General features: G+C 62.4%; 16 protein-coding genes. 10 read left to right on the forward strand and 6 right to left on the reverse strand.

Annotated features, from left to right (window positions below; all coding sequences use genetic code 11):
• The first annotated feature begins 319 nt into the window (after nucleotides 1–319).
• The 6 genes from G6N48_RS03300 to G6N48_RS03325 all read left to right on the forward strand — a co-directional run bounded on the left by G6N48_RS03300 (nucleotide 320) and on the right by G6N48_RS03325 (nucleotide 7,958).
• Nucleotides 320–1,837 carry a cytochrome P450 gene (locus G6N48_RS03300; RefSeq protein ID WP_139825673.1) on the forward strand — a complete coding sequence of 506 codons (1,518 nt, stop codon included), beginning with the start codon at nucleotides 320–322 and terminating at the stop codon, nucleotides 1,835–1,837.
• The gene (locus tag G6N48_RS03305; protein WP_085268167.1) at nucleotides 1,834–2,049 is read left to right on the forward strand and encodes a ferredoxin; all 216 of its coding nucleotides are present in this window, start codon (nucleotides 1,834–1,836) and stop codon (nucleotides 2,047–2,049) included. The genes G6N48_RS03300 and G6N48_RS03305 overlap by 4 nt, the downstream gene beginning before the upstream one ends.
• Before the next feature lie 10 nt (nucleotides 2,050–2,059).
• The gene (locus G6N48_RS03310) at nucleotides 2,060–3,793 is read left to right on the forward strand and encodes an N-acyl-D-amino-acid deacylase family protein (protein WP_085268166.1); all 1,734 of its coding nucleotides are present in this window, start codon (nucleotides 2,060–2,062) and stop codon (nucleotides 3,791–3,793) included.
• A gap of 176 nt (nucleotides 3,794–3,969) precedes the next feature.
• Nucleotides 3,970–4,776, forward strand: coding sequence for a hypothetical protein (locus G6N48_RS03315; RefSeq protein WP_085268165.1), 807 nt, complete (start codon nucleotides 3,970–3,972; stop codon nucleotides 4,774–4,776).
• 468 nt (nucleotides 4,777–5,244) lie between these two features.
• On the forward strand, nucleotides 5,245–6,267 hold the full coding sequence (locus tag G6N48_RS03320; protein WP_139825672.1) for an Lrp/AsnC family transcriptional regulator: 1,023 nt from the start codon (nucleotides 5,245–5,247) through the stop codon (nucleotides 6,265–6,267).
• A 122-nt stretch (nucleotides 6,268–6,389) separates the two neighbouring features.
• Nucleotides 6,390–7,958, forward strand: a complete 1,569-nt coding sequence (locus G6N48_RS03325; RefSeq protein WP_085268163.1) for a GMC family oxidoreductase — start codon at nucleotides 6,390–6,392, stop codon at nucleotides 7,956–7,958.
• Between the two features lie 641 nt (nucleotides 7,959–8,599).
• Here the strand turns inward: G6N48_RS03325 and G6N48_RS03330 are convergent.
• The 6 genes from G6N48_RS03330 to G6N48_RS03355 form a co-directional block, all read right to left on the reverse strand.
• On the reverse strand, nucleotides 8,600–8,995 hold the full coding sequence (locus G6N48_RS03330) for a nitroreductase family deazaflavin-dependent oxidoreductase (RefSeq protein ID WP_085268162.1): 396 nt from the start codon (nucleotides 8,993–8,995) through the stop codon (nucleotides 8,600–8,602).
• Nucleotides 8,996–9,040: 45 nt separating this feature from the next.
• Nucleotides 9,041–9,454 (reverse strand): limonene-1,2-epoxide hydrolase family protein, encoded by a 414-nt coding sequence (locus tag G6N48_RS03335; protein WP_085268161.1) that lies wholly within the window; start codon nucleotides 9,452–9,454, stop codon nucleotides 9,041–9,043.
• A gap of 76 nt (nucleotides 9,455–9,530) precedes the next feature.
• Nucleotides 9,531–10,646: an NDMA-dependent alcohol dehydrogenase gene (locus G6N48_RS03340; RefSeq protein ID WP_085268160.1), complete on the reverse strand. Its 1,116-nt coding sequence runs from the start codon at nucleotides 10,644–10,646 to the stop codon at nucleotides 9,531–9,533.
• Nucleotides 10,643–10,843 (reverse strand): ferredoxin, encoded by a 201-nt coding sequence (locus G6N48_RS03345; RefSeq protein ID WP_085268159.1) that lies wholly within the window; start codon nucleotides 10,841–10,843, stop codon nucleotides 10,643–10,645. Before G6N48_RS03345 ends, G6N48_RS03340 begins: the two co-directional genes overlap by 4 nt.
• A gap of 5 nt (nucleotides 10,844–10,848) precedes the next feature.
• Complete coding sequence (locus G6N48_RS03350; protein ID WP_085268158.1) at nucleotides 10,849–13,197, reverse strand: CaiB/BaiF CoA transferase family protein; 2,349 nt, start codon at nucleotides 13,195–13,197, stop codon at nucleotides 10,849–10,851.
• Nucleotides 13,198–13,412: 215 nt separating this feature from the next.
• Nucleotides 13,413–14,099 carry a TetR/AcrR family transcriptional regulator gene (locus G6N48_RS03355; protein ID WP_085268157.1) on the reverse strand — a complete coding sequence of 229 codons (687 nt, stop codon included), beginning with the start codon at nucleotides 14,097–14,099 and terminating at the stop codon, nucleotides 13,413–13,415.
• Between the two features lie 299 nt (nucleotides 14,100–14,398).
• On the opposite strand from G6N48_RS03355, the gene G6N48_RS03360 reads away from it, so the two are divergent.
• The 4 genes from G6N48_RS03360 to G6N48_RS03375 all read left to right on the forward strand — a co-directional run bounded on the left by G6N48_RS03360 (nucleotide 14,399) and on the right by G6N48_RS03375 (nucleotide 19,848).
• Nucleotides 14,399–15,625, forward strand: a complete 1,227-nt coding sequence (locus G6N48_RS03360) for a cytochrome P450 (protein WP_179969843.1) — start codon at nucleotides 14,399–14,401, stop codon at nucleotides 15,623–15,625.
• Between the two features lie 228 nt (nucleotides 15,626–15,853).
• A complete protein-coding gene (locus tag G6N48_RS03365; protein ID WP_085268156.1) occupies nucleotides 15,854–17,059 on the forward strand; it encodes an amidohydrolase family protein in 1,206 nt (401 codons plus the stop codon).
• Nucleotides 17,060–17,077: 18 nt separating this feature from the next.
• Entirely contained in the window at nucleotides 17,078–18,601 is a 1,524-nt protein-coding gene (locus G6N48_RS03370; RefSeq protein ID WP_085268155.1) for an aldehyde dehydrogenase family protein, read from the forward strand.
• Between the two features lie 74 nt (nucleotides 18,602–18,675).
• On the forward strand, nucleotides 18,676–19,848 hold the full coding sequence (locus tag G6N48_RS03375; protein ID WP_085268154.1) for a CaiB/BaiF CoA transferase family protein: 1,173 nt from the start codon (nucleotides 18,676–18,678) through the stop codon (nucleotides 19,846–19,848).
• The last annotated feature ends 5 nt before the right edge of the window (nucleotides 19,849–19,853 follow it).

A 19,853-nucleotide genomic window follows, 5' to 3' on the forward strand; every position in this document is an offset into this window, starting at 1 on the left:
ACCTGGCCGCCGACCGGTCCAGGGTTCGTCGGCGTGGTATCGCGAGGGCTTTCCCCGGCCGCCGCTCACAGCCGTCGGATTTCCACAGGAACCGTGATCGTCCAGACCATATGCTACGCATATCACGCTCAAGTGTGCAGTGGATAGCCGAGGACCCACAATATGTGAGCACTAGTCGTTCGCATCTTGTGCTTGCAGCTACCCGCAGGGCCAAACGCCGCGGTATTCACACACCTGGGCCGCGAACGCCCGGATCGGGGAGAGGGCACCACCCAACAGCGCACGTTTGAGGACAAGATAGCGTAGCGATAGTAAGCGAGTGCTACGAAAACTCTGGTTCACAGCCTTGTATGAGCCAGATTTGCGTAATAGACTAGCAGTAACGCTGCTGTACCTACAGTTCACAACGAGGTGGTTGAGAGTTTTGGCGATTACGCAACGAACGGGTCAGCCAGTGTCGGCTGCTGCGGGCAATATCTCCCAGGCCAAGCCGGCAGATCGTGCGCCGGGGCCGGGGACGGGGCGGCTGGCTCTGATGTTCGCGCGGTCGCGAGATCCGTTTCAGCTGCTCGCCGATTGCGTGACGCGTTACGGCGATGTGTATTCGTTGCCGTTGGGGCCGGGTGGGACGACGGTGGTCAACGACCCGCGTTACGTCGGGGACTGGCTCATCGACTACTCCCGTTATCACAAAGGCATCATGTCGCGGGCGTTGGTGCCGGCGTTGGGGGAGAGCATCCCGGTGGCCGACGGCGAGGCGTGGCAGCGTAACCGCAAGGCGCTCAACCCAGCCTTTTCACGACGAAACCTCAACGGCATCGCCCAGATCTTGGAGAGTTCGGTCGAGGAGACGTTGGCGCGCTGGGATGCGATCGCCGACTGCGGTGAGGAAGTCGACATCTATCGGGAGTTGTCGATCCTGACGATGGCGGCCCTGCAGCGCTCAATGTTTTCCTCGTCGGTGTCGGCTGACAGCGTTCCGGAGTTGGTGGATCTGTTCCGGATCCAAACCACCTACATGGGTGGGCTCATGCTTACTTTCTGGGCGCCGTCCTGGGTGCCAACACCTGGTGGGCGGGCCGGTCGCCGCGCCGTATTGGCGATTCGGGGCCGCATCGAAGAAGCCATCGCCGACCGCCGCGCCAACCCGACCGATACCCCGGATGTCCTCAACACACTGCTGGATTTGGGCGCCGACGACGGCGCTCCACTAGAACATGAGAATCTTGTTGATCAGTTGATGGGCTTGTGGTTTGGCGGGTTCGACACCACCGCCTCGGCGCTGGTGTGGACGGTGGCCATGCTGGCGCAAAACCCCGATGCGATGGAGGCGCTGCGCGCTGAGGCCGATGCCTACACCGGCGATTTCGACTCGTATGGCGAGTTGGCCAAACTTCCCTACGCCAAAGCGGCGTTCGATGAAGCCCAACGCTTTCAGGGAGCGCTGCTGTTGACCCGCCAAGCGTTGGAGGACGACGAAATCGCCGGATACTTTGTGCCCGCGGGCAGTCAGGTCGGGGTCAGCGCCTACACCATCAATCGGCACCCAGCACTGTGGGATCACCCCGACCGCTATGACCCGATGCGCTGGCTCGACGACCGCAAAAACAGCCACCACCGGTTCCAGTGGGTGCAGTTCGGGGGCGGCCCGCGCCACTGCATCGGCGTCGGGCTGGCGTATCTGGAGGCGCAGTTCGCGCTGACCAAGATCGCCCAACGCTTCTACATCCAGCCCCGACCCGGCTGGACGCCGCGCCACGAGTTCCACCTCAGCGTCGGACTCAAAGGCGGCCTACCCGGCCGGATCATCCACCGCCACCGCAAGGCCACCGAATGAAACGCGTCACAATCGATGAAGACCTGTGCCAAGGCGCCAAAGAGTGCGCCGCCATCGCAGCCGAAGCCGTCGAATTCGACAATGACGGCATCGCGCATGCCACCGCCGCAGTCCTCGCCGACGACATCGCCAGCCGGATGGAAGCCGCATGTCCAAGCATGGCGATCACTGCTACCGACGTCTTAGTAGATCCCGCCGACGGTAATAGTTAAGGAGTGAAGCATGGTCAGCAATGGCACCGATTATGAGGTGATCATCAAGGGCGGCACGTTGATTGATGGGACGAACACGCCGCGCAAGGTCACGGATATCGCGATACGTGAGGGCAAGATCGCCAAGATCGGTGGGCTGGGCAAGGCTACGGCGGCCCGCATCGTGGATGCCACGGGGCGCATCGTGGCCCCCGGCGTGATCGATGTGCACACCCATTACGACGCGGCGATTTTCTGGGATCCCTACTGCACGCCGTCGGGCTATCACGGCATGACCACGGCTGTGGTGTCCAACTGTGGGTTTGGGTTTGCTCCGTGTAAGCAGGATCGGGCGGTGCAGGAACGCTACATGGGCATGATGGAGACCACCGAGCAGATCCCGACCGCGGCGTTGCGCGAAGCGTTGCCGTTTAACTGGGAGTCTTTCCCCGAATGGCTTGAGGTGGTCAAAGGCCTGGACAAGGGCCTCAACATCGGCAGCTACATTCCGCTGAATTCGTTGATGATGTTCGTAATGGGCTCTCCCGAGGATGCCCGTGATCGGCTGCCCACCGATGCCGAGCTCGCCGAGATGAAGCGGTTGTTGCGCGAAGCGATGCAGGCCGGCGCGTTGGGCTTCGCGTTCTCCAAGCTCAATGAGTTCAATTCGCATAAAGATCATGGCAAGCCGATGCCCACCGATGCCGCGGATGAGTCCACCGCCTACGCGTTGGCCGAGGTGCTGCGGGAGATGGATCAAGGAATCATCCAGGCGTTGGTGGATCTGCCGATGGCCATCGACAACAACCACATCGCCGAACAACTCGCCCGCATCTCCGGACGCCCGGTGGTGCAAAACATCATCGTTCCGTTCGACCACATACCCGGCGAAATCGATCGGGTGCTGAACTGGCTGGATCACTGCCAAGAACAGGGCTTGGACTGCTACTCACAGGCCCTGGCCTTCCGCACCTGGAACGAAAGCCGGCTGCTGGACTGGAACACCTGGGATGTGATTCCGGAGTTTGCGCACTTCTCCGAACAAGGCGACGACATCGACGCCCGGGTGCGCATCGCCGCCGACCCCGCCTGGCGAAAGGCCATCAAGGACAAGTACTCCGCTGATCTGATGACCTCATCGGGCGGGCCACTCGAAACGCTTAAACTCATCTCATTGCCGGACAAGACCGACGCTAGGATTGGCAAGCTGTTCGGCGACATTGCCGCTGAGGCCGGCCGGCACGTTGTCGATGCGTTCTTCGATGCGGTGGTCGAGTCGCGCTGCGACATGGAATTTCGCACCATGCAAGCGATGAGTCAAGATCCTGCCCTGTTCGAGAAGCTCTATAAGCATCCGCGGGTGATCGCCGGCACCTCTGACGGCGGTGCCCACATCCGATTTTTCAGCGGCGGCAATTTTTCCACCGACTTGCTGCAATGGCTTGCGCTGCAGGAAAAGCGGTTCACCCTAGAGGAACTGCATCACAAGTTCAGCATGCTGCCCGCCCGCCTTCTAGGGTTTGGCGACCGTGGGGCGCTGCTGCCCGGGTTCGCCGCCGACCTGATGGTCTATGACCCGACGGAACTCGGCTACCCCGACCAGTACGAGGTGCTGCACGACTTGCCTGGGGGCGAGTTCCGCCGCGTCATCCCCGCCTACGGCATCGACTTGATCATGGTCAACGGCGAAGTCACCTTCGAAACCGGCATGAAATCCACCGGCGCCACACCCGGACGCGTGCTGGTCCCGTCCGGCACGCGTTAAAACCACCTCACACCGCAACGGTATTCGTAACCATCGCCGCTGCCGTAGCTTGCCGCTTCGCCGGCAGCGGCGGAACTTCTCGTTCTGGCGATCAGGACTGAGGTGCACTCGGTCTCGACGATGGAGTAGAGGTGATGTTCGAGTTGTGTGCGAACGCCGCTAGAGCTTGTGCGAGCGTGGCTGCCGGCGGTTTCCTGGATCCGTCAAACACTCTGTCTGCCAATGCGGCTGCCTTCTGGGTATTCGGCATCGCGACCACTCTGATCGTTGCGGCCTCGATCGTGGTGGCAGTCGTTGAAACCTACAGGCTTCGCTCACCTCTGCCCCCCGTCGTCTTCGTCAGCGCAACGCTGTGGCTGCCGAACGAACCGCTTGTCGACGCCATTATCGGCTTTCACTACGCCGCCGATTCCCCAATCATCTTATTTACGCTGTGGGACAGGGCGATTCCACTCGGTGCGCTCGGGATCGGGGCAATGTTTTTTCTATTCCCTTGGGCGATCTATCGGATGGCGACACATCGCGTTCCCATGACGCGGATCGTCGCTGTGTGCCTCATCGCCGGCGTCATCGACTGGTTCATGGAGTGGGCAGCGATCCACTGGAAGCTATTTGAATACTACGGCAACAACCCGTTGCGGATCCTCGGTCTTCCCACCACCAGCATGGCGCAGAACTCCTTCATCTACGCGCTGATGGCCGCGGCCATTCTTCTCGCCGCCCCGCGCCTGCAGGGATGGCGCGTGCTGCTCTTCCTTCCCGTGATGCCAGGCCTATATCTCGGCGGCGCGGCCTTATGCACCTGGCCTGCCTACCTCGGCGTGCATACCCACTGGCCCACCCTGGTGGTCGTGGCGCTGGCTGCGGTATCGACCGCTATGAACGTGTACATACCGCTGTCCGCGCTCACCATCGCCAAGCGCACCCCACCGCCGCACGACGAACCGGCCGCTGCCCGGTCGCTCGATACAGTTGCCGGCTGATGCTCCAACACACGTGCCTCGGCGCCCCAGCCCCGGTCCGCTATACGGCCGATGGCCGGCGAGGGGTGGTCGGAGCGACGCCATTGCAGAATTGCCATATTGTCCCCAACCCTGACCCGATCTTCCCGTTCACGCCCACCCCGCCGCGATCACCTGCGCACCCCAGAAATAGGACTCTCGTCAACTGAGCAGCGCGTGCCAATTACCGCCACTCACTAACCCAGGCCGATGATGTGTGCGAGCGAACACCGCGCGGCTGACGAATTGTTAACAAAGTGGCCTGTATTTTATAGTTTGTGAAGTCGAAATGCCTGTGCTGGAGCGATCCCGCCGAATTTTCACCCGGACTGGCGCCAGTGCGCGAGATGGCGCAGCCGAACGGCGCAATTCAGCATCGGCGTCGGCGCCCACGATGTGAACTTGGCCGGGCGTGGCCTGACAGGTTCGCCGGCAGGACAGGACGGTGACGTGGCACGCAGTGCTGACTTGCCCCAAGGGAAGAAAGCACCGGCATCTCCCAAGAGATTTGTCGCTGCCGAGGATCTCCACGTACCCCAGCTCAACGCCCTTGATCGGGCGCTTATCGACAGCCTGCGTTGTGACGGCCGCCAAGGCAGTCGGGCGCTGGCCAAGCAGCTCAATGTAAACGAGGTCACCGTCGCGGCGCGCCTGCGACGGCTAGAAGAAGCTGACGTGATGCGCGTCGTCGCGATCACGGATATCCGGCTGTTTGGCCACCGCGAGTTCGCGTTTGCGATGGTCCAGGTGAGCGGTCGGTCGGTTCACGATGTAGCCGCCGACTTCGCCAAGCTGCCCGAAACCGTCGCGGTGACCATCACCACCGGCAGGTTCGACATCATCATGCCGTTGCTGTGCCGAGACCGCGCACATGTGGCTGAATTGTTTGGAACCGTGCTGCCGGCGGTCGACGGGGTCGGCAGTGTTCGGGCCAGCATGGCACTGGATGTGCTGAAGTACGACTCCAAATGGGCACTGCTGAGCGCCGATCCGGGCACCACCCCTGAGGCGCAACCAAGTGAGACCGTCGATGAAACCGACCTGGAGATTATTGGCTTCCTGCAGCGCAACGCACGGCGCAGCAATCGCAGTATTGCCGCCGAGCTCGGCATCTCGGAGGGCACCGTGCGAAGCCGGATCAAGCGGATGCTGGCCGACCGGGTCTTTCGCATCCAGGCGGTGTCTGACATCGTCGCGTTTGGATACGGCGCCCACGCCTACATATGCATCAAGACCGTCCCCGGTGCGGTCGACGCAGTGGCCGCAGCCCTCGTACGACGCGACGACGTTTCACAGCTCACGCGTGTTCTCAACGGGTTCGACTTAGTCGGCGTGATCAAGGCAGCCGATCACGCTTCGCTGGTGTCGGCGGTCTTCGATGAGATCGCGCTGTTGCCCGGCATTCGACGGGCCGAAACGTTCTACGGCTGTGCCAGCCTCAAACACACCTACGCCTGGACCTGGATCGTGTGACCCGCATCGGCCAGCGCACCGATGCCTATCCACCACTGTCGAGTTAGCACCGCATCGGTTGGGCAACTACGCATATCCGAGATGTAGGTACCAATCAGCCGATTTTTCACTATAATCTTCGCGTGGTCTTCGAACAGAATCTGGATTTAAAGACGTCAAATTCCTCTTATGTAGTGGCGGGACGGACGGTGGACTCAAAGCGGCCGCATGTCATCGTTATCGGTGCGGGCACCGCAGGATCCGTGCTCGCGGCACGGCTCAGCGAGGACCCTGAACTATTAGTGACATTGCTGGAGGCCGGCCCCACCGACGACTACGGTGCCGCAGTACTCGATCCGAGCCGGGCGCCCGAAGTGTGGTCGACCCTGGCGAACGCGACTATGACCACCATGAGCAGTTCCGCCGGTCCGATCCCCATGGTGCAGGGCCACATCATCGGGGGCACCTCCGCCATCAACTACATGGCCACGGTCCGCGGCCAGCCCGAAGACTATGACGCCTGGGAGGCGTCCGGGCTGCCCGGATGGGGATGGTCTGCGGTGCTCAAAGATTTCATCGCCGCTGAGAAAGATCTCGACTTCGGTCCCTCGCCGATCCACGGCGACGCTGGACCACTGACCGTGAGCCGGTGGAAACCCGCCGAACACACCCCCTTCCAGTTGGCGTTCGCCGAGGGCTTGCGCCAGGTTGGCGCGCCGGTCGTCGAGGATGTCAACGACCCGGATCAACTGCCCGGAATCGGTGTCTTTCCCGCCACACTCGACGCTGCGCGACGCCGTATGACCACGAGCACCGCCTACCTGACTTCCGATGTGCGGGCTCGGCCAAATCTCGACATCCGCTCGATGACGTCGGTCTCGGTGATCGTGATCAGCGAGGGTAGGGCAGTGGGAGTCGTTCTCGATACCGGTCAGGAGATCACCGCCGAGGACATCGTCGTGGCCTGCGGTGCGCTAGGTTCCCCTACGCTGCTGCTGCGTTCCGGCATCGGACCAGCCGACCAACTCACAGCTCACGGCATAACAGTCCATGCCGACCTGCCCGTCGGATCAACAATGAGCGATCACCTCGGTGCGGCCCTTGCTTACCATCACGACGCGCCACGCAATGCCACCGGAGGGCCCGCGCAGCCGGTACTCATCGGTGCATCAGACGGCAAACACATTGACTACCATGTCTTTCCAACCGTTTCACCGATACCCGGTGACACTGCGACCAGCCTGCTGCTCGCCTTACTCTTGAGGTCAACAGGCCGCGGAAGCGTGACGCTCGCCGATAACCCCGACGATGCACCGGTGATCACCGCGCCACCATTTCCCGATGATGTCGAGATCCGACTCGGCCACGCGTTTCGCCAGATCGCAGCCTGGGAACGGTCCCCCGCGGCACGCGAGATCGACTGCCAGCCCGTCGACCCGCACGACCTGACCGCCCCCGGGGCAGTCGCAGAAGCGTTGGCACGCATGACCATCAGTTACGGACATATGGTCGGCACGTGTCCCATGGGCAGCGTATTGGACGCAGACTGCCGGGTACGCGGAATTGAGGGGCTGCGCGTTGTCGACGCATCCTCGATGCCGATCATCCCGGCCGGCAACACCTACCTCGGGTGCGTGATGGTCGCCGAGCGAGTCGCCCAATCGATGCTCAGCGGTCTCACCGCATCCGGTGAAACCGCGCGAGATCAGTGACACACAAGGCCACACTGCTCAAGCCCTAAGCACCTAACGCCTCGGCTGCCTCGCTCGATCAACACTTCGTCGCGGTGAGAAGCTATGCGGCGACGCCGCGTAGTCAGTTATCCCCACGGCTGGGGCCACCACGGCGGATGTCACACGGCCAACAGCAGGGGAGGAGCTAACATCAACGCACTGCTGACCACGGATCTGACTGTCAAGGACGTCTTGTCGGGCTCGTCCCACCTTGATGGCGTCACTGTCACCATGAAAAGGGTTATCCCGCCGAATCAAGACACATCGGCGATCGCAATGCCCGGTCCGCGCCAGGACACGCCGTTCGTTAACTCAACGCAGCGTAGTGGATCTACTCGCCCGCTGAACCCATGATTTCTGCTCCGCCCGGCGGGCGGCTCTGCAAAAGCAAAATTCCTAATGCTTTGAGCGCCGTGATTTTGGGATCTATCCGGATTTTGCGAGATCGGCCTTTTGGGAATCCGTTGGCCGACCCGGGCCATCCAGTCGACTGAATCGTCTACGGTCGGAGAGCCCGCTCACCACCGCCTAATGTGTGCTAGTTCTGTACGATCCGCGGCATCGACGGTCGACTGCTCTGGGCGACCCCGCTGGCTCAACCTCTTGGTTCCAGCCCAAAGTCACTGCGAGGAGTTGACTTCGGTCAACACCAGTGCCGCCTCGTTGTACGGAAACAGGCGGTAGAACACGCCAGATGGTCCCGCAACGAGCGCTGCGCCCTCAGCCTTGGTCAGGAGGCGGGGATTGGCAAGCGCGATGCTCTTGCCCCGCTTGTGCAGCACCGCCCGTCCTCCGGCGAATACATTCTTCAGCCAGTCCGAATTCAGCCCGTACCCGACGAGAACGACGAAGCCGTCGCGGGTGGGAAAAACCAGCAGCGGCGTTCGGTAGCGCTTGCCTGATTTGCGTCCGACATGTTCGAGGGTCCCTTGGCCTGGAAGCCATGGCGTGATCGACCGAGCCGCTGGATTGGTGACTCGACGATTGAAGTTTGCGACGGCCCTCGGCACCCGCATGGCTCCCTCATTCCCAACGAAGCTCGAAATGAACGGTTTCTGAACTCATGCGGTCGACGGCACCAGGGCGCTGATGTCCTCGCCTTGGAGAAGCTTTATTGTCAGGTTCAGGTCGAAATAGTCGGTCCAGCGAGTGATCCTTCCCTCGTCATTGACGACAAAGGTCCCCATGACCGGGATGGCCGGCTTGCTTCCGTCCGGTGCCTGGATGTAGTCCAGGCGTTCGGTGAGCACCACGGGACCCTCGCTGGCGAGGTTGACGATTTCGAAGGCGTAGGCGTCCGGGAACATCGCGAACTGGGCAGCCATGTTCTCCACGATGGCGTCTGGCCCGGTGAAGGTGGGCATTCCCACATTCTGATAAGTGGCCCCTTCGGCGAGCAGAGGGCGCAACGCTTCGGCGTCCCGCTGCTCCATCAAGGCGCAGAACCGGCGGACGACATCGGCTGGCGAAGACATGAATGAAATCCCTTCACGAGGGTAGGTGAATTAACCTGCGCGGGCGGAAATTCGGGCGGATTTGCCTTTTTAGGACTCAATGCTCGTGGATGATCACCCCGCGGATGTTGCGGCCGGCGAGCATGTCGTCGTAGGCCTCATTGATGTCGTCGAGCTTGTACTCGGTAGTGACCGTTTCGTCGAGCAACAGCCTGCCGCTTCGATACAGGCTTATAAGTCGAGGGATGTCGGCCCGCGGGTTGGCTTCGCCGTACAGGCTGCCCAGGAGGCGTTTTTGGAAGAGTGTGAACAACGTCAGCGGCAGCGTCGGCGTCACGTCGGACATCGACGCCAGCGCGGTGACCACCACGGCGCCGCCCTTGCGCACCGCATTGAGCGCGTCGTTGATCATCGCGCCTTCGAGCAGGCCTGGCGTGAGGATGGCCGAGTCGGCCATGACCCCACGTGTAATCTCGCCAACCAACTGAGTGGCTTCCTCCATCGAGGTGGCGAAATGAGTGGCTCCAAACTGAAACGCTTTGTCCCGCTTGCTCGGCTCGATATCGACTACGACGATTTGCTCCGCTCCCGCCAGCCTGGCGCCCTGGATGGCGCCGCTGCCGATCCCTCCGCAGCCGAGCACGAGTACTACGTCGCCGGGACTGACGTTTGCGGTATTGACTGCCGAACCCCAGCCGGTGGTTACGCCGCAGCCGAGCAGACATGCGCGCGAGAGCGGCACATCGTTGTCGATCTTGACCACTGAGGCTTCCGACAAAACGCCCCATTGCGCGAAACTGCCGACGCCTGAGAGGGCTCCGATGCCCCGACCTCTGGCCCGGCGCCGGAAGGTGCCGTCGGCTTGGACTCCCGCGAGGATGATCGCCCCGTAATCGCAGAGGTTTTGACGACCCGTGGCGCACCAGCGGCAGCGACCGCACGCCGGCAGAAAGGAGGTGACCACGTGGTCTCCCACCGCTATATCGCGCACTCCCGGACCGACCTCGTGGACGACGCCCGCCCCTTCGTGTCCACCGATCAAGGGAAAACTCACCCCTAACATGTCGCCCGTACGGATGTGGTGGTCGGAATGGCAGAGGCCGGTGGCTTCGAACTCGACGAGTAGCTCGCCTTCCTGCGGCGGGTCGAGTTCGATCTCCTCAACGGACCACTTCTCATTCAGCCCCCACAGGACTGCTCCCTTGGTCTTCATGGCGACTCCTTGACAATGTGTATGGCACGCTCGGGGCAGTTGGCGATTGCGTTGAGTGCCCGGTCTTCCCATCCGGGAGGAATATCTTCTACGGTGACGAAGGCGGTCCCTTCGTCGTCGATGTCGAACAGTTCGGGATACGCCGCGTAACAGCGGCTATGGCCCTGACACATTTCCCTCTCGACATCAAGTTTCACGCTGTCTAGTCCAATCCGCCCGGTCTGGTCCCGATGACTCTGTTTTGTGTGAGCGCTGCAATCGATGCTGCGTCGAGGCCGAGTAGGTCGCCGAGGATGTTTGCGCTGTGCTGCCCCAAGGTCGGCGCCGCTGACCGATACCAGGTGTCAACGCTGCGGTACTTGAAGGGAATCGCCGGCACGTGATGTGTTCCCACGATGGGATGGTCGACACATTCGAAAAAGCCTCGCGCGGCCAGCTGAGGGTGCATCGAACCCGCCCTGGCGTCAGCCAAATCCGCAGCCGGAACGCCATGTTGAATGAGTAACTCTGCGGCGGCCGAGGAATCGTGCTGGGCAGCCCATTGCTCGAGGTGCTTATCGATCACATCGTGTGCCCGGACGCGCCCTTCGTGGGTGTCCAGTGCGGGGTCATTCGCCCAATCCGGTTCACACAGAGCCGACTTCAGCAGACGCCATTGCTCGTCCGTTGCGACCGAGATCGCCAGCCACCGCTCGGTCCCCGCGCACGGATAGAGCCCCTGCGGGGCGGCGTCGCGGCTGCGATTTCCCAACCGCGATATCAGGTTCCCGGAGGCGGTGAACTCGACAACCTGCTCGGCGGCCGCGTTGAGGGCGGACTCGACCATCGATACTTCGATGAGTGCCCCCTGGCCGGTCTCGTCGCGGCGTCGGAGTGCGGCGAGCATGACGAATGCGGAATGCATTCCTGCCAGTGGGTCACAGGGACCCCGGGGGATGCGGGGCTGGTCGTATTCGTGGCCGGTCACCCACGCCATCCCGGTCATCTGTTCCATCGTTTGCGCGAAACCCACATTATTGCGCCATGGTCCGTCGAGCCCGAACGCAGGCATGCGGACCATGACGATTCGAGAGTTCTGCTCACTGAGGGCCTCCCACGTGATGGCGAAGTTGTCGAAGACGCGTGGCGAGAAGTTCTCGACCAGAATGTCCGAGCATTTCACGAGGCCCAACAACAACTCTCGCCCTTCGGGCGAGGACAGGTCGAGGGTGAGACCTCGCTTGTTGGCGTTGGTCGCCAGGTACATCCCCGACCGCTCCCACCACTGAGGCTGAGCGGCGAACGCCGCGGCCGCCATCCGTGCGCCGTCAGGGTGGTCCGTCGACTCCAGGTGGATGACCTCAGCGCCGAGTGCCGCGAGGATGTGGGTGGAGGAGGGTCCGGCCCACCACGCTGTCGCGTCGAGAATTCGTATGCCCTCCAGAGGAAGTCGCGGTGCATGGTCGGCGGCGGTCGCAATCCTGCTGTGGGCGGGCACTTCTGTCATCTCGCCGAGCGGGGGAGCGCCGGCGGTGGCGGAGGGTCGTCGGCCATCGATTCGGTAGGGCGCCAACGGGTGGGTGAACCTTCCGTCGAAATACGTCCCCCACACGCCGCGCGCCGCGAACTGGGGGTGGCCCAACACTGTCTGGCCATTGTTGACCGGTGAGACGGGGATCCGCAGATCGGAGGCCAACGCGACAATCTCGTCCGTGCGACGTTGCGTCGTCCACTCTCGCACAATCTGATTCCAATCCTCCCGGCGTTCCCAGCGCGTCGTGGCGAGTGCCCACGCCGGGTCCTCGTCGAGCAGGTCCAGCCGGCCGATCATCGCCAGGAAAGATTCGAATTGTTGGCGGGTATTGGTGTTGAAGCCCACCCACCCGTCCGCGGTCGGTTCGATGGAAGGGATTTCGACCTGCCGGGCCGGCAGGGTCAAAGGGGGACGACCGGCCAGCTCGTGATAGAGGTCGGCGAATCCGCTGGCGCTGAGGTGACACGTTTCCAACAGCGAGCAGTCGACGATTTCGCCTTGGCCGCCGAGTTGGGCCCGACGCAGCGCGCCAAGCGCGCCGACGGCGGCATAACTGGCCATGACCCATTCGAAGACTCGACCACCCGCTTGAATGGGCGGTTGGTCCGGACGGCCACGCAACGCCAGGGTTCCGCTCTCGGCCTGGATCGTGAACTCCGTCGAGGGTCGGTCCCGGTACGGTCCGGTCAACCCGTACGGAGACAACGCCACGATCACCAGGTGTGGCGCACGCCGTAGAAGCGCCTCGCGGTCGAGCGCCTCGGGGCCGAGAGAATCGACGAACACATCGGCGGAAACGATCAATGGCTCGAGAGCGGTCAGCGAAGTGCCAACGATTGAACGCTTGCCGGCGTTCAAGAATTTGAACAGCGCGCCGTCTTCGCTTCGATCGCCGAACGTTCTGCGGCGGAACGGATCCCCGTCGGGGTCCTCTATTTTTATGACCTCCGCTCCGAGGTCGGCGAACAACTTGGTGCAGTACGGACCGGCGATTTCCGTCGCCCACTCGACGACACGAACCCCACGCAGAGCGTTCATCGCTTCGCGACTTTCCGCGTCAAGGTCGTCGGAAGTGAGTTACTCGCGACGATGAGTGCACACACGCCACTTCTGTCCTCACGCTCGTGCCGATCGAGCAGGGTGTCTTGCATCCGCATGGTTGCGGCTTGGCTGGGATCGACGCTAGCGACGGGAAAGCCAGAGTGTCAAGTGCGACTCGATAACCCTGGCCGCGGTGGAGTTCGTCGGTGCTTCTAGTCGGCCGCACGCACCTTCGAGGCCCGCTGAACCCGCCCGCCTCGCTTGGCCGGCGGCTCGGTCGATGTGCTTACGCCTTTGGCGAGGATCTGCGAACCAAGTTCGATCTGCGCGCGGATGTCTGACTCGCCCGTACCGAACCAGCGTGGTCCGAGGCTCGTTGTGAAGATGATGAAATTCGCCAGCAGCTCGGCGAACAGGTCGGCGTCGACGTCGGCGCTGATCTGCCCCGCGGCTTGGTAGTGGCGGACGCCCTCGGCGATAACAGCCGTACGGCGTGCGTGATTGGGTTGCAGCACCCGCAGCGAGAAGTCCGGATCTGATAACGCCCGACCGGAAATGTCCCAACCGGGAACGCCGCTGTCCCGGTCATCGAGCCTTAACCTCGCAAAGAAAAGCTGCTCGACATAGTCCTCGAAGCGCGCAGGCAGGGCCGCCACGACTTGCTCCTCGGCCTCACTGACGAGGTCGGCGATCTGTCGAGAAACGACCTGCTCGAAGATGCCTTGCTTGTCCCCGAAGTAGTGAAACAGCATTGCCTCCGAGCAGTCGGCGCGACGGGCGATCTCCTTCGTCGCCGCGGCCGCGTATCCCGCTTCGGCAAAGACCTCAGCAGCCGCTTCAAGGAGGGCCCGTTGTTTGCCATCCTTGTCGCGAACTCGCCGCCGCGCGCCTGTGGTCATCACACATACTTTAGCGAGCACTCGTCGAATGAGGGAAAGCTCGCACGCGTGCGTCCTTCGCCAACCCGCGGCGTTTCGGCCTCATCCTCCGTGTTCGCGTGCAAGCCGGCGCGTTGAACGAGGGTGGACCCATGATGTTATCGAGTGCGACTTGACTCCACGTAGCCGACGATTTACTGTGCTGCCAAAGGAAATTTCGGCGTGTGCGAGAAATCCGAGGGCCGGCGCAGATGGCGCGCTGACCGCTGGCGTTGTCCCGAGCTCGGCATGGCCGCGTGCGGGCGCGGAAAGGACTACCCATGGTGAGTAAATCACCGGAGGAACACGCCCGGAACCTCGACCTTCGCCACGAGGATTTCAACGATCAAGAATTCCTCTATGAGGTTTATGCGGTGATGCGGGAGAACGGATCGTTCAGTCACCAGGAAGTCCCGTTCCTGGGTCCTACTCCCGGGGGCGCGTGGGTCGCCACCCGCTACGGCGACTGTTACGAGATCCTGCGTGACTGGCGCAGCTTCTCCAGCAAGCCACTGGGGCTGGGGGGCAACCCGATGTCATTTGGAGACATCGTGATTACCTTGGATCCTCCACGGCAGCAACAGCTTCGCAAAGTTCTCAACCCCTATTTTTCCCCGGGCCGGATGAAGGAGCTGGAGCCCCACGTGCGCGGGGTCACCGATGGGTTGATCGACAACTTCATCGAGTTGGGCCGCGGCGATCTCGCCGACGTCGCATGGCAGCAACCTGGGATCGTATTCTTCCGCCATCTACTCGGCATGCCCGTCGAGGACGTGCCGCTCTACATCCAGACAGCCGACCTGGCGATCAACGGTGAAAGCGAAGAGGTCCGAAACGGTTCGATGACGAATCTGTACCTCCGCGTGCGCGACGAGATCGACAAACGTCGAGGTGAACCGCCGCGTGACGATCTCATCGATGTTTTGCTCGCCGCCGAGATCGAAGGCGAGAAATTGAGCTTCGACGACGTTGTCGCGAATGTGATGCTGCTGGTGCAAGCGGGACTCGAAACGACCTCCAGTGCAATGTCGTTCGCCTTCTTCTATCTGGGCACCCATGCTTCGGAGCGCGACCGACTGGTGCGCGAATCCGCGTTGATGCCCACGGCAATAGAGGAATTCATCCGGTTCGCCGGTTCGGTGCACGGACTGCATCGCTCAGTCGCGGAGGAGGTTGAGCTAAGCGGCCACAAGTTCTGCCCCGGCGAGACGGTCGTCGTGAACTATGCGGCCGCCAACCGCGACGCACGCGAATTCGACGAACCCGACAAGTGCATTCTCGACCGGCAGACAAACCGCCACCTCGGGTTCGGGGCCGGCGTCCATCGCTGTCTGGGCTCCAATCTGGCCCGACTCGAGTTCCGGGTGGGTGTCGAACAAACCCTGAAGCGGATACCCGATTACGCCATCCCGCCCGGTTCGAAAGTTGATTTTCATGGTAACTCGGTCACTCGCGGGTACCGCGCCCTGCCCGTCGTCTTCACGCCTGGTGCCCGCGTCGGCCAGTGAGGGGGCGGCAGACAACCGCCCATATCAACTCGCAGCCAGTGCAATAGCGGATCTCCAAGTGCGGCTCGAGAAGTTATCAAGTGCTACTTGACAGCGCGCCGGAGCCGCTCCTAGCATCAGGTCAGCCGGTAATCGGTATCCGTCTTGCGCGACGACGCCCCCATTGCTGCGCCCGTTGCCCGCTCGCCCAGCCCGACGAACCGGTTCGGTGAAATCAGGGAGGAACCCGTGGACAAGCAAGATCTTCAATGGATGATCTCCGTCGATGACCACATCATCGAGCCACCGAACCTATGGGTCGACCGCGCGTCGGCGGCCGACCGAGATCGAGTGCCACACGTCGAGCGCATCGACGGCGTCGATACGTGGGTCTACGACCGAGCGCGGGCGTCGGTGCTGGGCATCTTGGTGGCGGCTCACCAGAGGCCGGCCGAGTACTCCCCGTTGCCAGTGAATTACGACGAGATGCCTCGCGCGTACTTCGACCCGATAGCCCGCATCCCTGACATGGACGAGGATCATGTGATCGCGGGATTGAACTTTCCGTTCTTCCCCCGGTTCTGTGGTCAGATGTTCGCCCACCTCGGTGACCGCGACCTAGGTCTCAAGTGCGTGCGGGCCTACAACGACTTCGTCATCGACGAGTGGTGTGCGGCGGCGCCCGGTCGCTACATCCCGATGGTCATCATTCCGTTGTGGGATACCCGTTTGGCGGTCGAGGAGACGCAACGTTGCGCCGGCAAGGGCGCCAAAGCCATTGCCTTCTCGGAGAATTTGCACCCGTTGGGATTTCCGTCCATCCACTCGGGGGCTTGGGACGACTTCTTCGCGGCGGTGAACGAGACGAAGATGCCGCTGTGCACGCACATCGGGTCGTCGTCGGTCAGTCCCACCACGTCGCCCGACGCACCTTTCGGGGTTCAGGCGGTCAACATCAACCTCAATCTGGCGAATTCAACCACGGATTGGCTGTTCTCGGGCAAGCTGCAGAAGTACCCCGACCTGAAGATCGTGCTGGCCGAGGGCGGCATCGGCTGGATCCCCTACCTCATCGAGCGTGCAGAACATGTCGCCGCCGACTACCAATACCTGCGCGCCAACAACTGGGCCGTTGATCCGGCCACGATGCGCTTGACCCCCGTACCCACCGACCCCGACATTTTCCCGGAGTCTCCGCGTCAGCTCTTCCGCGATCACATGTACGGCTGCTTCATCGAGGACGACTTCGGGGCGGCCAATCTGGACTCCATCGGTGTCGACAATGTGATGATCGAGACGGATTATCCGCATACCGACAGCCTCTGGCCGAACTCCCTTCAAGCCGCTCACAAGGCACTCGACGGCCGGTCCGACCTTGACAAGTACAAAGTGCTGCAGGGTAATGCTCGCCGGGTCTTCGACTTTGAGCCCGCCCCATATCCGACGCCGACGTAGTCAGCGGCGATTCATCTGATGCGGGAGTACCAGAGCTTCATCGACGGTAAGTGGTTGAGCGACAACGCCGTCGGCACCATCGACGTCATCGATCCGGCGACCGAGGAGGTGATCGGCCGAGTCGTCGACGGTGGACCGAAGCAGGCGGCCATGGCGATCGAGGCTGCCAGGCGGGCTTTCGACGAAGGGCCGTGGCCGTGGATGTCGGTCCGGCAGCGGGCGAAGATCATCAAGCGGTTCGCCGACATCCTCGATGACCGCAAAGCGGAACTTCGAGAGCTGATCGTCGCCGAGATCGGCTCGACCGCCTTCATCACTGACCTGATTCAGGTTGGGGGCGCTATCGAGGCGGCCCACTACTACGGCGAGTTCGTCGAACACGATGTGACGTGGGTGGAGACACCGGGCGGGCCCGTGGTTTCGCCGACCGGCCTGGGTGGCGTGACGGTGGTCCGCGAGCCGGTCGGGGTGGTCGGAGTCATCACGCCGTTCAACTTTCCCTTCTCGATCAACATTCAAAAGTGCCTGGCCGCCTTGGCCGTCGGCTGCACTGTGGTGCTCAAACCCCACCCGTGGACCCCGATGAACGCCCTGGAGCTGGCCAAGGTTGCTGAGGAAGCGGGCCTTCCGCCCGGTGTGTTCAACGTCGTTGTGGGCGGTGCCGACGTGGGAGAGGAGCTATGTACGCACCGCGGCGTCGACATGATCGGATTCACCGGTTCGACCGCGACCGGTCGACGCATTCGTGAACTATCTGCTGCCACGATGAAACGTACGCAGCTGGAACTCGGCGGCAAAAGCGCGCACATCGTGCTCGACGATGCCACCGAAAGTGATGTCGCCGGAATAGGGTTCGGACAGGTGCTGATGCATGCCGGACAGGCGTGCACGGTCACATCGCGACTTCTCCTGCCCGAGCACCTGCTCGAGGCGTATGTCGATGGCGTGAAAGCCATGGCTCCGATGATCACCGTCGGGGATCCGCGTGATCCCGCCACTGTGGTCGGGCCGCTCATCAGGGATCAGCAGCGACAACGAGTTGAGTCCTTCGTGCAGTCGGGCCTACAGGAAGGCGCGCGCCTATTGGTTGGTGGCAAACGTCCCGGACATCTCGAACGCGGCTTCTACTACGAGCCGACGGCATTCGTCGACTGCCGCAGCGACATGCGCTTATGCCAGGACGAGGTGTTCGGGCCTGTGCTGGCAGTGCTGACCTATCGTTCCGAAGAGGAAGCGATCCGCGTCGCGAACGACTCCGTCTATGGTCTGGCAGGTCTGGTGATGACCCGCAACGCCGCAAAGGGTTTCAACGTCGCCAGGCAGATCCGAACCGGCACCATCATGGTGCAGACTCTCGGGCCCGCCGCCGACCTCGGCGCCAATCCGGGTGGGGGGCAGGGTCCCGGCTGGTCCTTGCCGGCGCGCGGCATGTTCAACGGCGGGGGACCGTTCGGCGGATTCAAACAAAGTGGACTCGGCCGTGAGCAGGGGCGCTGGGGCTTTGAGGAATACACCGAGCTGAAATCAATCACCGTGATGTAGCGGCAGCACTGCGCCTTCGACGACTTGGCGCGGGGCGGGTCGGTCAAGGGACTTGGGGCTGGAAGGGTCGCGTTATGGAACTGCTCAGGGACGTCCGGGTCCTCGAGGTGTCACTGTTCTCCACGGATGCACTGGGCGGGCATCTGGCCGACCTCGGCGCAGAGGTGATCAAGGTGGAGCCGCCTGGCGGCGGTGGTTTCCGCGGTTCGGCGGTTTCAGGCGGCGAGTTGCAGGACTCTCACTGGAACCGTGGCAAGAAGAGTGTGGCAATCAACCTGAAAACCACTGAGGGTCAAGATGCTTTTCGCCGCCTGGCCGCGACGTCGGCAGTGGTGATCGACGGACTGCGGTACGGAACCGCGCACCGGCTCGGGTTCAGCTACGACGACATCGTCGCGGTCAACCCGACGGTCGTCTACTGCGTGCTCAACGGCATGGGCAGCTATGGGCCTTACACCCGATTGCCCACCCACGGGCTGTCCTTCGATTGTTTTGCCGGCTTGAGTCCGCCGATAATCGATGCCGATGGAACGCCACGCCTTTCGGGGGCGGCCACAGGGACGACGGGTGTTCTGGCGGGACCGCTGTACGCAGCGATGGGCGTACTCGCCGCACTGCACGCCGCCGGGCGCGACGGCAAGCCGCAGTACGTCGAAGTAGCGCAGGTCGATGCGGCGATCAACTGGAACTTTCAGCACCTCACGGCCTTGGCGAACGGTCACCCGGCCTACGGTGAGGGAATCCGCGCTTCGCTTCGCTACCAGTACTACCGAACCGGCGAGGGCAATTACGTGGTGTTCAACGCTTTGGAGGACAAGTTCTGGCTGAGATTCTGCGAGTCACTCGACAGGATGGATCTTTACGAACCGGGACGCCAGAAGCCGGGGACGGATCTCGAGGCAGAGGCATGGCTGCGCGAGGAGTTAACGGCCATTTTTGCAAGCCGCACACGCAAGCAATGGACCGACTTCTTCATCGCGACCGATATCGCAGGGGCCCCGGCATTTTTGGAAGCAGACCTGTTCGACGACGACCACGCGAAGGCTCGCCGACTCGTCTACGAGCAGGCCCAGCCGGATGGACCGCCGCAGCGATTGATCGGAACGTGCATCAAGACCAAACCTGACGAAAGATTCGCACCGCCGGCAGCGCCACACGTTGGGCAGCATACGGAGGAGTTACTCGGCGCCCTGGCGGGCTACGACGTGGCCGGAATGGAGCGCCTTCGTTCGGCGGGGGCAATCTGAACACC

It is taken from the genome of Mycobacterium parmense (assembly GCF_010730575.1).
Taxonomy (GTDB): Bacteria; Actinomycetota; Actinomycetes; order Mycobacteriales; family Mycobacteriaceae; genus Mycobacterium; species Mycobacterium parmense.

Coding starts and splice junctions, on each gene's coding strand:
- G6N48_RS03305 (WP_085268167.1), top strand. CDS start 1,834: ATGAAACGCGTCACAATCGATGAAGACCTGTGCCAAGGCGCCAAAGAG.
- G6N48_RS03310 (WP_085268166.1), top strand. CDS start 2,060: ATGGTCAGCAATGGCACCGATTATGAGGTGATCATCAAGGGCGGCACG.
- G6N48_RS03330 (WP_085268162.1), bottom strand. CDS start 8,995: ATGCGGGTGCCGAGGGCCGTCGCAAACTTCAATCGTCGAGTCACCAAT.
- G6N48_RS03335 (WP_085268161.1), bottom strand. CDS start 9,454: ATGTCTTCGCCAGCCGATGTCGTCCGCCGGTTCTGCGCCTTGATGGAG.
- G6N48_RS03340 (WP_085268160.1), bottom strand. CDS start 10,646: ATGAAGACCAAGGGAGCAGTCCTGTGGGGGCTGAATGAGAAGTGGTCC.
- G6N48_RS03350 (WP_085268158.1), bottom strand. CDS start 13,197: ATGAACGCTCTGCGTGGGGTTCGTGTCGTCGAGTGGGCGACGGAAATC.
- G6N48_RS03355 (WP_085268157.1), bottom strand. CDS start 14,099: ATGACCACAGGCGCGCGGCGGCGAGTTCGCGACAAGGATGGCAAACAA.
- G6N48_RS03360 (WP_179969843.1), top strand. CDS start 14,399: ATGGTGAGTAAATCACCGGAGGAACACGCCCGGAACCTCGACCTTCGC.
- G6N48_RS03370 (WP_085268155.1), top strand. CDS start 17,078: ATGCGGGAGTACCAGAGCTTCATCGACGGTAAGTGGTTGAGCGACAAC.
- G6N48_RS03375 (WP_085268154.1), top strand. CDS start 18,676: ATGGAACTGCTCAGGGACGTCCGGGTCCTCGAGGTGTCACTGTTCTCC.